At 45.2% G+C, this 14630-nt stretch carries 15 protein-coding genes, 1 tRNA gene, 1 pseudogene and 1 riboswitch; of the genes and pseudogenes, 4 read left to right on the top strand and 13 right to left on the bottom strand.

Annotated features, from left to right (window positions below; translation table 11 throughout):
- Nucleotides 1–111 precede the first annotated feature (111 nt).
- Nucleotides 112–1089 (top strand): sensor domain-containing diguanylate cyclase, encoded by a 978-nt coding sequence (locus tag TW81_RS00745; protein ID WP_045953816.1) that lies wholly within the window; start codon nt 112–114, stop codon nt 1087–1089.
- A gap of 23 nt (nt 1090–1112) precedes the next feature.
- Here the strand turns inward: TW81_RS00745 and moaE are convergent, their stop codons facing one another.
- The 5 genes from moaE to moaA form a co-directional block, all read right to left on the bottom strand.
- The gene (gene moaE, locus TW81_RS00740) at nt 1113–1571 is read right to left on the bottom strand and encodes a molybdopterin synthase catalytic subunit MoaE (RefSeq protein WP_045953815.1); all 459 of its coding nucleotides are present in this window, start codon (nt 1569–1571) and stop codon (nt 1113–1115) included.
- A gap of 2 nt (nt 1572–1573) precedes the next feature.
- Nucleotides 1574–1819 (bottom strand): molybdopterin synthase sulfur carrier subunit, encoded by a 246-nt coding sequence (moaD, locus tag TW81_RS00735; protein ID WP_045953814.1) that lies wholly within the window; start codon nt 1817–1819, stop codon nt 1574–1576.
- Nucleotides 1816–2295, bottom strand: a complete 480-nt coding sequence (gene moaC, locus TW81_RS00730; RefSeq protein WP_045953813.1) for a cyclic pyranopterin monophosphate synthase MoaC — start codon at nt 2293–2295, stop codon at nt 1816–1818. Before moaC ends, moaD begins: the two co-directional genes overlap by 4 nt.
- 15 nt (nt 2296–2310) lie before the next feature.
- Nucleotides 2311–2823 (bottom strand): molybdenum cofactor biosynthesis protein B, encoded by a 513-nt coding sequence (gene moaB, locus TW81_RS00725; protein WP_004748419.1) that lies wholly within the window; start codon nt 2821–2823, stop codon nt 2311–2313.
- Nucleotides 2824–2896: 73 nt separating this feature from the next.
- Nucleotides 2897–3886 carry a GTP 3',8-cyclase MoaA gene (gene moaA / locus TW81_RS00720; RefSeq protein WP_045953812.1) on the bottom strand — a complete coding sequence of 330 codons (990 nt, stop codon included), beginning with the start codon at nt 3884–3886 and terminating at the stop codon, nt 2897–2899.
- Nucleotides 3875–4010: riboswitch (molybdenum cofactor riboswitch) on the bottom strand. It overlaps the preceding gene by 12 nt.
- A 167-nt stretch (nt 4011–4177) precedes the next feature.
- Between moaA and TW81_RS00715 the strand changes: the two genes are divergently transcribed.
- Nucleotides 4178–5065: a YvcK family protein gene (locus tag TW81_RS00715; RefSeq protein ID WP_045953811.1), complete on the top strand. Its 888-nt coding sequence runs from the start codon at nt 4178–4180 to the stop codon at nt 5063–5065.
- Here the strand turns inward: TW81_RS00715 and luxU are convergent.
- The 3 genes from luxU to uvrB form a co-directional block, all read right to left on the bottom strand.
- Nucleotides 5051–5392, bottom strand: coding sequence for a quorum-sensing phosphorelay protein LuxU (luxU, locus tag TW81_RS00710; protein WP_045953810.1), 342 nt, complete (start codon nt 5390–5392; stop codon nt 5051–5053). The two genes, TW81_RS00715 and luxU, sit on opposite strands and share 15 nt — an antisense overlap.
- Nucleotides 5392–6786, bottom strand: a complete 1395-nt coding sequence (gene luxO / locus TW81_RS00705; protein ID WP_045953809.1) for a quorum-sensing sigma-54 dependent transcriptional regulator LuxO — start codon at nt 6784–6786, stop codon at nt 5392–5394. The genes luxU and luxO overlap by 1 nt, the downstream gene beginning before the upstream one ends.
- Nucleotides 6787–7054: 268 nt before the next feature.
- A complete protein-coding gene (gene uvrB, locus TW81_RS00700) occupies nt 7055–9085 on the bottom strand; it encodes an excinuclease ABC subunit UvrB (protein WP_045953808.1) in 2031 nt (676 codons plus the stop codon).
- A gap of 547 nt (nt 9086–9632) precedes the next feature.
- Here uvrB and TW81_RS00695 point away from each other — a divergent pair.
- Both TW81_RS00695 and TW81_RS19595 read left to right on the top strand, forming a co-directional pair.
- Nucleotides 9633–9708: transfer RNA gene (locus TW81_RS00695), tRNA-Asn, on the top strand.
- A gap of 165 nt (nt 9709–9873) precedes the next feature.
- Nucleotides 9874–9999: a hypothetical protein gene (locus TW81_RS19595; RefSeq protein ID WP_275041432.1), complete on the top strand. Its 126-nt coding sequence runs from the start codon at nt 9874–9876 to the stop codon at nt 9997–9999.
- Here the strand turns inward: TW81_RS19595 and TW81_RS18950 are convergent.
- The 5 genes and pseudogenes from TW81_RS18950 to TW81_RS19480 form a co-directional block, all read right to left on the bottom strand.
- Nucleotides 9967–10547: pseudogene (locus TW81_RS18950) on the bottom strand (IS5 family transposase); the annotation flags it as partial. The gene TW81_RS19595 and the pseudogene TW81_RS18950 sit on opposite strands and share 33 nt — an antisense overlap.
- 59 nt (nt 10548–10606) lie before the next feature.
- Entirely contained in the window at nt 10607–12970 is a 2364-nt protein-coding gene (locus tag TW81_RS00690) for a bifunctional diguanylate cyclase/phosphodiesterase (RefSeq protein ID WP_045953807.1), read from the bottom strand.
- Nucleotides 12967–13575: a methylamine utilization protein gene (locus TW81_RS00685; RefSeq protein ID WP_156980878.1), complete on the bottom strand. Its 609-nt coding sequence runs from the start codon at nt 13573–13575 to the stop codon at nt 12967–12969. The genes TW81_RS00690 and TW81_RS00685 overlap by 4 nt, the downstream gene beginning before the upstream one ends.
- A gap of 345 nt (nt 13576–13920) precedes the next feature.
- Entirely contained in the window at nt 13921–14154 is a 234-nt protein-coding gene (locus TW81_RS19485) for a hypothetical protein (protein WP_239424264.1), read from the bottom strand.
- 241 nt (nt 14155–14395) lie between these two features.
- Nucleotides 14396–14630, bottom strand: a 235-nt coding sequence (locus TW81_RS19480) for a transposase (RefSeq protein ID WP_239424263.1), incomplete at its 5' end; no start/stop codon positions are given.

Genomic DNA, 14630 nt, shown 5'->3' with positions numbered 1-14630 from the left:
AATCAGCGACTTGTATCACGCTATTATCGCCTTTCACGTTTTGGTGATGTGCGTTCCAAGATTAACTGTCTAAACTATTAATAATTACAACGCTTATTGTGGGGATAAGACGTGAACTCTACCTTTTCCACCGAGATCGCCAACAATCCAGATTTGATGCACGTGGTGTTTGAGTCACTACCTGAACCTACATTTCTAATAGATAAGTCTGGCACTTATGTTGAAGCATGGGGCGGAAGAGATAGAAAACGCCATCACGATCCTGCTGCTGTCATTGGTTTAAATCAATATCAAGTACTTCCGTCAGACAAAGCGATTTGGTTTAGTCAGGTCATCGTAGATGTAATAGACAGTCAAACCGCAGCAGAACTTGAATACGCTCTTGACCCAAAAGAGTTGCCATGTTTTGAAGGGACAGAAGGTCCACAGCAAGTACAGCATTTCAGCGCGCTGGTTATCCCGCTTCCGAATACTTCGCTTGTGCTTTGGACAGTAAGAAATATTACTGAATTTAAACTTGCTTTGGACAAGTTAGCTGTTCAACAGATCGAACTAGAGCGTCTGACTTATATTGACCACCTAACGCAAATATACAATCGCTATGCGCTCGATGTTCTGCTCCCCGAAGCAATTGAAGTAGCAAAACTAAAGCTGATTGGTTCAGCGGTACTGATGATCGATATTGATTGTTTTAAAGAATACAACGACCATTTTGGCCATTTGCAGGGCGATGAAATTCTTAAAACTCTCAGCCATGCGATTCGAACCTGGGCCAAAGGTGATGACTTATGCTTTCGTTATGGTGGCGATGAGTTCTTAGTCTTTATACCAAACGTAACTGAGTCGGAAAGTTTAGCCCATGCTCAAACACTCCAAGAGCAAGTCAGACAGCTTGCTATCCCCCATCCCTCATCGACGGTCGGGGAGCTGCTTTCAATTACCATCGGCATTCAACACTGCCGCATTGTTCCGCAAGAGATGGATGCCGAAAAATTTATTTCCATCGCAGATAAAGCACTATTCAACGCCAAGGGGCGACAGAGAGGATCGATTCACCAACTCAGTGAAAATGGAAAAGCGCCTGATTAAAGGCGCTTTATCTGAATTTGGCGTTATTTATTATGCCAGCGCTCGGCAGCCTTAGCATCGGAATCTCTAGAGTCTACCCAGCGAACCGCCTCTGTCGTTCGCTCCTTTTTCCAAAATGGCGCCTTGGTCTTGAGGTAATCCATAACAAATTCACACGCTTCAAATGCTGCGCCTCGATGTGCACTCGACACACCAACGAAAACAATTTGATCGCCAATGTCCAGCTCGCCAACACGATGGATGACTCGAATACTCAGCAAAGGCCAGCGCTGCTGTGCCTCACCACAAATCTCAATGAGCGCTTTCTCTGTCATTCCCGGGTAATGTTCCAGAGAAAGGCCGATAACGTTGTCCCCAAGGTTCATATCACGGACTTTACCGGTAAATGTGACCACAGCGCCCGCGGATGTCCCGTGTGCAAGCGCATCATATTCGGCACCGACAGAGAAGTCTTCAAACTGGACTGAAACGCGTTTATCCATATTTAGCCACCTGTAACCGGAGGGAAAAACGCCACCTCATCACCAGACTGAACGGGATGAGTCAGAGGCACTATCGATTGGTTAACCGCTGCCAGTAGTTTTCCTGGCTCTAATGCGAGATCCCACTTTCCCGGCTGCAGAGCAAGATGGCTGCGCACAGCTTCTACGCTATCGAAATCACCTTGTAGATCTATTTCGTCGGTTCCAACTAGCTCACGAGTTTGGGCAAAAAACAGAACTTTTATCATGACTCCACCTTAAAATGACCCGACTTGCCGCCCGTTTTTTCCAACAAACGCACCTGACCAATGACCATATCTTTTTGCACGGCTTTGCACATATCGTAAATCGTTAACGCCGCAACAGAAGCTGCCGTCAAGGCTTCCATTTCTACCCCAGTTTTACCCGCCAGCTTGCAGACCGATTCGATACGCACCATGTTTTCAGCTTCGATCGCTTCAAGCTGCACTTCTACTTTTGATAGCAGTAATGGATGGCATAGCGGAATCAAATCCCATGTTTTCTTCGCTGCTTGAATTCCCGCAATTCTAGCGGTGGCAAACACATCGCCTTTGTGATGAGAGCCAGAGACGATCAAAGCGAGTGTTTCAGGAGCCATGTGCACAAAAGCTTCAGCGCGAGCTTCACGGACGGTTTCAGCTTTGGCAGACACATCGACCATGTTCGCTTCACCCGAAGCATTGATATGAGTAAATTCGCTCATCAACGACTCCTGGGCTTAAACGGCTAAATGAGGCATAAAGTTACATGGGCGGTGGCTGGCATCTAGCTGTTGCTTGATGATCTTCGTCCAACCAGTGCGGCAAGCGCCCGTCGAGCCCGGCATGGCAAAGATCACCGTATGATTAGCAAAACCCGCAATCGCACGCGATTGAATCGTAGAGGTACCAATTTCTTCATAAGAGACCATGCGGAACAGCTCACCAAAGCCTTCAACTTCTTTGTCGAATAACGGTTTTAGTGCTTCAGGCGTACTATCGCGTGAGGTAAAACCCGTCCCACCAGTGATCATCACGGCTTGGACATTTTCATCGGCAATCCATTGTGAAACGATCGCACGAATTTTGTACATATCATCAATAACGATTTTCTTATCAACAATGTTATGACCCGCTTCTTTTGCGTTTTCAACTAGGTAACCACCTGACGTGTCATTCTCTTCTGTACGAGTATCTGAAACGGTTAAAACTGCGATATTTGCTGGTTGAAATTTGCTTTCTGCGTGACCCATTTGTTCACCTATAGTTGTCAAAGTCTTATCCTGGCTTAACAAGCGCTAAGCAAGATTAATTGAAAAATTGAAATTAGCCGCCAATGGATGCCAAATGCGGTGTCATACCTGAGTTGCCATCATGAAGGAAGTGGCTCACCGATTTGGTTTGCAGCTGTTGTTGAATACGTTCGATCAGTGCGGATTCTTGTTCGTCTTGTTGGAGCAAATCGCGCAACTCCACACCATGTTCACCGAATAAACATAGATGCAGCTTACCTTTGGCCGAGACACGTAAACGGTTACAGCTTTCACAAAAATCCTTTTCATACGGCATGATCAAACCGATCTCACCTTGGTAATCCGGATGAACAAACACCTGAGCTGGCCCGTCATTTTTGTTACGAACTTTCAATAACCAGCCGTTAGCAATCAACTGATTACGAATCGCCACGCCTGATACATGGTGGCGTTGAAACAAATCGTCCATCTCTCCGGTTTGCATCAGCTCAATAAAACGCAACTGAATGGGTCTATCTTTAATCCAGTTAAGGAAAGCGGGTAACTCGTGAGAGTTAAGGTCTTTCATCAATACGACATTGACTTTAACCTGCTCATAGCCCACTTCGAATGCACGGTCGATGCCCGCCATCACCTGAGTAAATTTGTTTTCACCCGTGATCTGATAAAACATTCTTGGGTCAAGGCTATCTACACTGACATTAATGTGAGTGAGTCCAGCGTCCTTCCAGCCAGCCACTTGTTTTTCCATCCGGTAGCCGTTGGTCGTTGTGGCGACTTTTTCGATACCTTGGGTTGCAGCGACGCTGTGGACAATCTCGTTGAAATCTTTGCGTAAAGTGGGTTCACCACCCGTAATACGTACCTTAGAGGTACCACAATCGGCAAACGCTCGCACGACACGTTTGATCTCCGGTAGAGATAAAAAAGACGAGCTTTTTTGCCCAGAAGGCTTATAGCCATCAGGCAAACAATATGTGCATTTAAAGTTACAGACGTCTGTAACGGAAAGTCGCAAGTAATAGAACTTGCGATGAAATCTATCTTCGAATTGTTGCGCCACGGAACACCTTTCCAAACACGGGAGGCATACTCATTTCCAAATATGCCCTTGTGACAACATGTCACTGGCTCTATACGCTTATCTTTATCGACTTAGCTTATAGAGCTCGGAGTTATGGCAACTACCTAGCGATTCGGGTAGTGCTGCTGACTAAAATACTTAATAACTGTGTGTGATTCTACCCTGTTGGAGAAAAAATCGTGCTTGGAGCCCAATTTACCTATTATTGAGTATTGGTTGTTAATGCAATAATCTAAATTGTAGTTGGTTATGAACAAAAAGAAGCTCAGCATGACAATTTACGCTAGCAATAAAGTGGTCGCGATTGGCGGAGGCCACGGCCTGGGACGTATGCTTGCGGCACTCAAAGATTTCGGCTCAAACGCTACTGGCATAGTGGCGACAACAGATAACGGCGGCTCGACAGGTCGTATTAGACACTGCCAAGGCGGTATTGCTTGGGGTGATACACGTAACTGCATTAATCAGTTGATCACCGACCCATCGATCAGCTCCATGATGTTCGAATATCGCTTTAAAGGCGCCGGAGAACTCGACGGTCACAATCTAGGCAACCTGATGCTAACGGCGCTCGATAACCTTTCGGTTCGCCCGTTAGATGCAACCAACCTGATTCGCAATATGCTCAAGGTCGATGTCAATATCATCCCTATGTCTGAACACCCTTCCGATTTAAAAGCGTTGGCACCTAACGGTAAGTGGGTCACAGGAGAAACCAGTGTTGATGAGATGCTAGAGAAACTGGTTCGACTCGATTTGGATCCCGAGGTTCCTGCGACCAAAGAAGGCGTTATGGCGATTGAACAAGCCGACATTATCGTGCTCGGACCGGGCAGCTTTCTTACCAGTATTATGCCGCCACTGCTTTTAGCCGAAGTCGGACGCGCCATCGCCACCAATGTCACAGCAAAATTGGTGTTTGTCGAAAACCTTTCCCCCGAGTACGGCCCAGCAGGGAAAATGACGCTAAAAGAAAAGCTGGAATGGTGTGAACGCTCGTGCCAAGGGCGTAAGATTGATGTTGTTCTAGGCGAAGAACCACACCCAGAATTGACGGATTGGAATTGCGTAACAACTCCGCTCGCTTCGCCTAACCGTGACTGGCGTCATGACAGAGCGAAGCTTCAGCAGGCGATTGAGCGTTTATTGGTCGTATAAACCTTGGTATCTCTGCTGAGTATCGCTCAGTAGAGATAACATTTGCTGCTTATGGTCAGTGGAGTCCAGCATTCCTCCCGATTTAGCACTGGAATCGACGTCAGCAGAGTGGGCTCTAAGCGCCTCTGCACCAAAACTGGCAGCGCTGCTTTTTAACGCATGACTAATTTCCTTTAGGTACAAAGCTTGCTCTTGACCTTCCAACTGAGAAAGCTTGGTGATGTAGGTTTGCAATTCACCCAAAAATATCTCAAGCAATAACGGGACATTCTCAGCCCCTATTTCTTCGGCTAATCGGTCAATTTTACTTTGATCTAATAGTTCCACTATTGCACTTCCTTTGCATTCCAAGCTTGCAGCTTTCTGTATATCGTCGAAGGACTGACATCTAAGTAGCCCGCCGCTTTAGGGATATTGCCATCACACGCTTTGATCGCTTGCTCAATGGCATTTTTTTCAGTTAACCACAAAGGGAATATCTCATGAACTGAGACTGTCTCATTTTGTGGACGCGTCAGCCGAATATCATTTGTTGGCGGCTGATTGAGCGGCGGTGGCAACATGGCTAAATCAATCTCACGACCATTATTAAGCACAACCACATTACGCAATACATTTTGCAGTTGGCGCACGTTGCCCGGCCATTCATAACGAGAAAATCTATCGACAACTTCCGGAGCCAGACGTATGAAGTCTTTGCCCTCTTCTTTAGACATAAACCCTAGCAGCGAGTACGCGATCTCAATGATATCGTCACCACGTTCGCGCAATGGCGGCAGATGAAGCGGGATAACATACAAACGATAGTACAAATCTTCGCGAAAACGGCCTTCCTCTACTTCAGTCCAGGGATCTTTGTTGGTGGCACAGACAAATCGCACATCCACGCTTTTCATCTTCGACGAACCTACCTTTTGAAAGGTCCCGGTCTGAATGAAGCGCAGCAACTTTGTTTGCAAATCTAGATCCATTTCGCACAATTCATCAAGGAATAAGGTACCACCATCCGCCAATTCCGCTGCCCCTTGGCGATCTGTCGCGGCACCAGTAAACGCGCCTTTGACGTGACCAAATAGCTCACTCTCAATCAGATCTTTAGGAATTGCGGCGCAGTTGATGGCGATAAAAGGCTTATCACCGCGCTTACTGGTAGCATGGATTGCTTCTGCGCACACCTCTTTACCCGTACCACTTTCCCCTGTGATAAAAATGCTAGCTTTACTGCTCGCCGCAGAGTCGATGGTGCGATAGACCGCTTGCATTGTTTGGCTACTGCCGATGAATCCTTGATAGCCCTGACTGGCTGGGCTGTCGCCTCCCAGCTTGAGCTTACTTGCTTTGCGCAGCGCATTGTTCACGGTTACGCGCAGGCGGTCAGCTTCACAAGGTTTAATTAGAAAGTCTTGTGCGCCATGACGCATTGCCTCTACTGCGGTATCAATTGAACCATGCGCGGTCATAAAGATAACCGGAACCGTGGGATTTTTTTCTTTTACCGCGTGCAAAACATCCATCCCCGTCATATCAGGAAGACGTAGGTCGAGCAAGATTAGGTCTGGCGTTCTAAAATTGAGGCTCTCAATAGCATCACGGCCAGTGCCGACGATATTGATATCAATTTGCAGAGGAGTAAGGTAGGAGCGATACAACGCCGCAACCGATGCTGTATCTTCAACCATCAGCAAATATTTGCTGTTTTTTTCTTGTGTATTAAATTGCATAACCCAGCCAAGGCATTTGTCGCATTTATACAAATAATCGCATTGCGCTTTGCATTATGCAAATAAAAAGCCTATACCTAGCCAAATAAGATCAAAAACAGCCTGTTTTTCTGCTAAAACGCTTGGCATGCTATATGCAAAATTTTAACTGACCCTCATGGGTCACCTAGCCAACTGACGTTGTTAGTGAATTTAGTATTCACAAATTACAGCCAGTAGAACTTATTTCTGCTGGCTTTTTTTTACCTGCCTGTCTGACACAATAGCACTAGCTGTTAACAATAAACTGCTGACGTAGCTTATCAATTTGATCACGTTTCTCTGCCGCTAACTCAAACTCCAAATCTTGGGCATGCTGATACATTTGCGCTTCAAGTTTACTTATTTCTTTGTCTAGCTGTTGAGGTGTCATCACATCATAGCTTTGTGACGGCTCAGCGACCTTGGACAAAGGTACCGCTTTACTCGTCCGTTGCTTCTTGCTCTTAGTAATATCACCGAGCTCCATAATATCTTTAATATTACGTTTCAACGCTTGCGGCTCAATGCCCATTTTCTCATTGTAAGCTTGTTGCTTTTCGCGGCGGCGATTGGTTTCACCCATCGCTTTTTCCATCGATTTGGTAATTCTGTCCGCGTACAGAATCGCTTTGCCCGAGATATTACGTGCCGCACGACCTATGGTCTGGATCAGCGAACGCTCAGAGCGCAAGAAGCCTTCTTTATCCGCATCAAGAATAGCGACTAAAGAAACCTCTGGCATATCAAGACCTTCTCGCAACAGGTTGATCCCAACTAATACGTCAAATTCCCCTAGGCGCAAATCGCGAATAATCTCAACCCTTTCCACGGTATCAATATCTGAGTGTAGATAACGCACTTTAACGTCATGCTCGGTAAGATATTCGGTTAAGTCTTCCGCCATGCGTTTGGTCAAGGTGGTGACCAATACCCGTTCATCTTTTGCTGCTCGAATGCGTATCTCTGAGAGAAGATCATCTACCTGAGTGGCTACAGGACGTACTTCTAGCACCGGATCAAGTAGGCCTGTCGGACGAACCACTTGGTCTGCGACTTCACCGTCTGATTTTTCCAACTCATAATTACCCGGCGTGGCAGAAACAAAAATGGTCTGCGGCGCAAGAGATTCAAATTCTTCAAACTTGAGTGGGCGGTTATCGAGCGCAGAAGGCAGACGGAAGCCAAATTCCACCAGCGTCTCTTTGCGCGAGCGATCACCTTTGAACATAGCGCCAATCTGGGGAACCGTTACATGGGACTCATCAATGATCAGCAACCCATCATGAGGTAGGTAGTCAAACAAGGTCGGTGGCGGCTCACCTTCATTACGCCCACTGAGGTAGCGAGAATAGTTTTCAATGCCTGAACAGAACCCCAGCTCGTTCATCATCTCAATATCAAACTGAGTACGTTGTGAAATACGTTGTTCTTCAAGCAGTTTATTGTTTTCTAATAGATACTTCTTACGAACTTCGAGCTCGAGTTTGATATTTTCTATCGCACCCAGAATTCGCTCTCGCGGCGTAACATAGTGTGTTTTGGGATAGATGGTGTAACGCGCTAAGTCACGCTGCTTGATAGCACCAGTCAAAGGATCAAAGACACTAATGCAATCAATCTCATCGTCAAACATTTCAATACGCACGGCGTCTTGGTCTGATTCTGCAGGGAAAATATCAATCACCTCGCCGCGAACTCGAAATTGCCCTCGCTCAAATGCCACATCATTACGACTGTATTGAAGCTCAGCGAGTCGACGCAAAATATCGCGCTGATCCATCACATCTCCACGGCGAATATGCAGCATCATTTGTAAATAAGATTCAGGGTCACCCAGACCGTAGATTGCAGAAACAGAGGCGACAATAATCGCATCTTTACGCTCTAGAAGCGCTTTAGTAGCAGATAGGCGCATTTGTTCAATATGTGCATTCACCGACGCGTCTTTTTCAATAAACGTATCAGTGGTCGGCACATAAGCTTCCGGTTGGTAGTAATCATAGTAAGAGACGAAGTACTCAACGGCATTATTGGGAAAGAAAGATTTCATTTCCCCATAAAGCTGAGCTGCCAGAGTTTTATTCGGTGCCAATAAAATTGCAGGTCTTTGCGCATTAGCAATGACATTCGCCAAGGTAAAAGTCTTACCTGAACCTGTTACACCGAGTAGCGTTTGGTGCGCCAAGCCAGAATCTAGGCCTTCAAGTAATTGCTCAATAGCCGTTGGCTGATCGCCTGAAGGCTTATAATCAGATACTAAATCAAAAACTTTGCTCATACTTCAACTCTGTCTCATCATGAGGAGGAGGTTATATTGTGACTGTATATGTATACAGCCTCAAGTCTTAACGAAAAAATTAATCACTGTTTTGCATAAAGTGACATAGAGACGCTAGATCATTGCCGTTAATCCTGATACTATCTTTCGCCTTGCTAGAGATCTACCTCTAAAATCAGCTCAATTCAACTCACAGCTTATACACATTTTTCCTGAAAACTTCGTTAGAACCACTTTTCTTAAGTGCTCATCATTTTATTGCATTTATTATCAAGAAGCCGACAAATCATTGTGCTACAAGACGTTACAGTCCATCATTCTAATTTCATGATCATGACAATTATTTCGGTTTTGAGACTTTCCTGACTTACTCAATTTTAACACACACACTTATCCACAATTTTAGTGGATAAGTAAACCTACCCTTTACTCGATAAGGGCTGCAGAAAAGTAAAGTTTTTTTTATGTGCATTTTTTAATTGAAATCGCATTTAGTGTATTGACACTACTTAAGCAGCTCGCTAAGATTCGCCTCGCTTAATGCAATTCCCCCTTAGTTCAGTTGGTAGAACGGCGGACTGTTAATCCGTATGTCGCAGGTTCGAGTCCCGCAGGGGGAGCCAAATTCCAGAAAAAAGACGTCCTAGGACGTCTTTTTTTGTATCTAAACCTAGCTATTTCAAGGGATTGTATTCTCTTAACTTCTTTTACTGACTAGTACTAGCTTAGAAGTTTAGGTACACAAATAGGTACATTGTCCGTATGTTCCAATTTACGGTGTATCAATCATGGCAAGAACAACTAAATCTTTAACAGATAAGCAAATCTTTAACGCTAAGCCACAAGATAAAGAGTACACACTCTTTGATGGGCTTAGTCGCTTAATTCAAAGAGAAGACATGCCTGTCCCATAGTGCTTGATTCTTATGAGTTTCTGGCATACTTAACCCGTAAGCTTATTCAGCGCTTTGATCCTAGCGTAAGTCTCGCCAACTTGAGCGTTGTAGGTTCTCAGGCTTAATTTCCCACCTAACAACAGTTTCACTCGATACATTGCTGTCTCTGATAGCGAATGCTTGTGATAGTCATACCGCTTATTCCACTTCTTGTTGGAGCCGCAGAGCTTCTGACAACCTACTGCTAAATTGCGTCCCTGCTCCCAGAAGGCAGCCCCATCTCATGGCGGGATAAGCGGAACGATCCGTAAAGCATCATGGCAAATCCTTGTGTCATAAGCGCCATCATCTTATATCTCAATGATTTTACTACGTGTCTGCTTGAGTCAATTGGGGAGCACTTCAGCATCGGTTACGTTAGATAAGCTCTGCTTCAACTAGTTCTTGGATGCTTGTATCTACTGCGATATGCAGCTTACGCCAGACTCTGCACTTCCGTCAGCACCGTACTTCTTGACCTTCCATTCACCTTCGCCATAAACCTTGAGACCAGTGGCATTAAGCGCAGGCTGAGTTTTTCTTTTGGGCATTGTGACAAGGGTTGATATCGGTGCATATCGTGCGGTTAAGTATGCAGGGAGTACCACTTGTCACGCCAAGCGACAAACTCCTCCATCGGCATTGGTTTGTTGATGTAGTAACCTTGGACTTCATCGCATTGCAGAGCCGCTAGCGTATCAAACAACTCTCGGGTTTCCACTCCCTCAGCGACAACACGCAACCCTAAATTGTGCGCCAGTTCAATGGTGGAGCTGACGATAATTCTGTCGTTGTTGTTCTCTATCATATTGAGGACAAAAGATTTATCGACTTTGAGCTCATTAACGGGTAGCTGTTTCAGATAGCCAAGTGACGAATAACCTGTACCAAAATCGTCGATGGAAAGGTGAAAACCCATTTCGGCAAGCTCATTTAAGGTTTGTTGGGCGATCTTCGGATCTTCCATGATAGCGCTTTCGGTGATTTCTAGACAGATACCCGCTGCTGGCACCTTGAATTCGCTCAGAAGGGAATCAAGGAAAGCAGGTAACTGACCTGTCATGAGATCCCAAGTCGACAAGTTAATCGAAATTATCATTTGCCCTCTCAGCGGTTGCACATGGTGCCATTGGCTAATGACTTCTCTCATCACCCATTTAGTAATTTCACGCACAAAACCGGTCTGTTCAGCAAAGGGGACAAAGTGATAGGGTGCGATCATGCCTTTACTGGGATGCTGCCAACGAATCAAGGCTTCAGCAGCGGCTACTAGCGAGGATTCTGCATCTACTTTGGCTTGTAGGAAAACACGCAGTTCACTTTCTCGTACCGCGCGGCGCAGCTCAGAAAGCAGTGATAAGTTTTGTGGAGCCGCCGCAACCAAGGCTTGGTCGTAGAGTACGATCTGCTCTTTTTTCGATTTCGCCGCGTACATGGCAACTTGTGAAGCATGAATTAGAGAGTCAGGATCGGCGGAATCCTTTGGCCAAGACGCAATGCCGATGGATACACTGAGATCAATGTGCGTTCCATCGATTTCAAACGCTTCGTCCAAACTGCGCCTAAGCTGTTGTGCTGCCTCAAAAGGTGGCTGGCTGGAAGTGTTCAGCATCACTGAAAACTCATCACCACTGACATGAGCCGTCATCATAGCAGAGGGGAGGTGTGCTGCGTCACTTAAACGCTCTGCAACGGTTTTGAGCACCCGGTCGCCCACTTCATAGCCGAGCACATCATTCACTTGCTTAAAGCGATCGAGATTAAATGTGACAACGGAAATTTGCCCAAATGTGTTAGACGCCATTGCTTCGCTCAGTGTTTGTTTAAAATTGAGACGATTGGGCAATGAGGTCAGGGGATCGAAGTAAGCCAGTTGAGTGATGGTCTCTCTCTGGTCCTCTATGCTAGTACGCATTTGCTCGAACCCTCTCGCGAGTTGTCCGATCTCATCGGGGCGATCCGTGCCTTCAATATCGGAAGAGAAATTCCCCTTTTCTAGTTCTGTGGTTGCTTCGGTGAGGACGATTAGCGGTTTTAAAGTTCGGTGAGACAAGGCGAATATGGCCAAAGTGAAGATAATAATGCCAGCGCCACTTACGGTCAGATATTGAGTTGAAAGTTGATTAAATTTCTCGCTGGCCTTTGGCAAAGATTCAAGGAAAACAACATGAATCCAATGTTGTGTCGAGGTTTGCTCGCTTAATAACCCACTGATGAAAACCTCTTGATTGATCACAATGTCCTGGAGTGAGTGTTCGTCTGTTGCTATTGTATTGTTTTGCGAGAGAAAATAGTCAGCAATTGCCTCTGAACTGGCGACTACTTTGATGGTTTTCGTCCCTGTTGATGAAGAGATAAGGGCTATTTCAACCCCCGATAGCTGGCTGGCTTGTATGATGCGTTCTTGGTCAATATCGAAGCCCAGCAAAACGTAGCCGATCACTCTCGGAGCACGTACCGGAGCCAGTACGAACTGGGTCGGTTTGCCGTTGTACATCATCAGTTGAAAGTTTTTTTGCTCGTCAAAACGTTGGATAATATCTTTATATACCGAAGGGTCGTCAAACAAAATAGCTTCGGAAGAAGCAGCTTTTAGCTGCCAGTTGGCATCAATCAAAATGGCAATGGAAGCGTTGATGCGCTGAGCGTTATTTAACAAAGCGGAGGCAATGGTGCTTTGATCTTGAGTGGCGACGGCGGAGCGAAAACCAAAGTCGGAAGCGAGCACTTCTGCACTCTCTTGTAACATAGAATTAGATTGTGTCAGCAATTGATTCCAAACGCGTTTTGATACTTCTAATGACTGTCTGATTTCCTCGCGAACAGACTTGTCCACGGTGATATTAACTAAAGTAAAGCTGATGGCTTGCACAGTAATCAGCAGTAATAAAGTGATAAAAATAAATCGTTTGGATAGACTCTCTTTGAAAAATGCCCAGTTTAGACTCACAATCTCTCTCCAGAGTCTGGTATAGTCATACTAAGTGAAACAGGCTGTGCATCGACGGTCACACTTGAAGTCACAAACGGTGAGCTATACGGTAAGCTGGCATGCCACACATCAATCTCATAGTGCTCTGGTATTTGATCAGGAAAAATAGCCTCACCTTGTTGATTGGTTTGTGTATAGACTGGTGTCTCTGACACCAATATCCAAGCCAGCATACTGTCGTGGATGTTACAACCGAGTTCAACTACACCTGCTTGATCAAAGACAATTGGTTGTTCAGGTTTGTCGTTGTAGAGCTTGAGTTCAAACGTTTTCGCTGGAGAAAAAGAGTAAACATGGTGGCGAACAGTGTCGCGATTGGGGAAATCAACTGCAGTTCCTTTGGTAATAACAAGCACTCCGGGAACAAATGCACGATGTTTCTGCGCCATTTCGACGTTGCTCAACGGTTTTAGCTGGCTCTTTAATCGATCTGACTTTAGAAATACAACCGCATTTTCTAACGGTTCTCCCGTTGTTTTTCGCACTTCTACTCGAATATCAGCGGCGTGTACAGTGCTAACTGCGAAGCAGAGCAACGATAACCACCATTTTGTTTTGTACAAGGGGCACCTCATAAGAATTAGGGCTCAATCGCCAAGCCAATAATCGTTTTACCACTAGGGAAGTGGCCAATCGCAACATTCTTGATATCGCTGATATCTAATGAAACATCTTGATTGTTTGTCGTTTTTCTTTCTGCCTACAATTACATGTCTGCCTATAACTGTAGAATAGTTATAAAAAAAAAATCAAACCATCCATGTATGAAAATGATGGAAAGAATATGCTATTAACAGACAATAAAGTCTGCTCCATTGATATTCTGCTGGGCTATGCTCCTGATAGTATATCTCCCTCTATTTAAAATAGTTAACCCGATCTGATTATAAAGATCAAACCCACTAGCATCAGAGGGGCCAGGTCTTGCCTTTTGCCACTATCCGACTAATTCGCGAATAGTGTAGCCCAAAGAAATCACCTAACTGTCTTCGAGTGTAGCCACCGCTCGCGAATGCCATCGTTATCGCTTCATCTCGCGTACTCGCATTAATTGCATATTGCTGTAGCGACAACGGATTTGGGCGACGCTGTTTTGCAGGAATTTCTGCAATATCACCCTCTATCACGTTTGAACTTTCCATATGGCTATTGATGAAATCTTCACTACCCAAAAAACTTGTTGTTTAAGATTATCCCACAACGCTTTGCCTATACCTGAAAGTAAAAGTCGTGATACTTTCGTCTCGCTTTACTTAGTTGGCTATCAAAGAGTAGCAATGTTTGATTAACTGCCAACCACTCTGGTGCTTCTTTTTTACCCATGATTGTGTGCCAGCTGCTCCATTGGCATTCTTCAGGATTATCAACCAAGGCAGCTTTGTATCAGCCTCGATATAAATGACCTACTCGCTGATGTTTGCAATTAAATCTTTGGGTATACACTCCATTTAGCTGCCGCATACCTTTACTCAAGTTTCCGTCTGGAGTGTCTACCAACAAGTGATAGTGATTGGTCATTAAGCAGTAGCTATGCAACACCCAATTAAACTGTTCGAAAACTTTCGATAGCACTTCCAAAAACAGTTCAAAGTCCTGCTTGTAATGGTCAACTAAATTT

Source organism: Vibrio galatheae, from assembly GCF_000967545.1.
GTDB classification, from domain to species: Bacteria; Pseudomonadota; Gammaproteobacteria; order Enterobacterales; family Vibrionaceae; genus Vibrio; species Vibrio galatheae.
The sequence above is the reverse complement of the archived record's forward strand: the minus strand, read 5'-3'. Positions and strand labels throughout refer to the sequence as shown.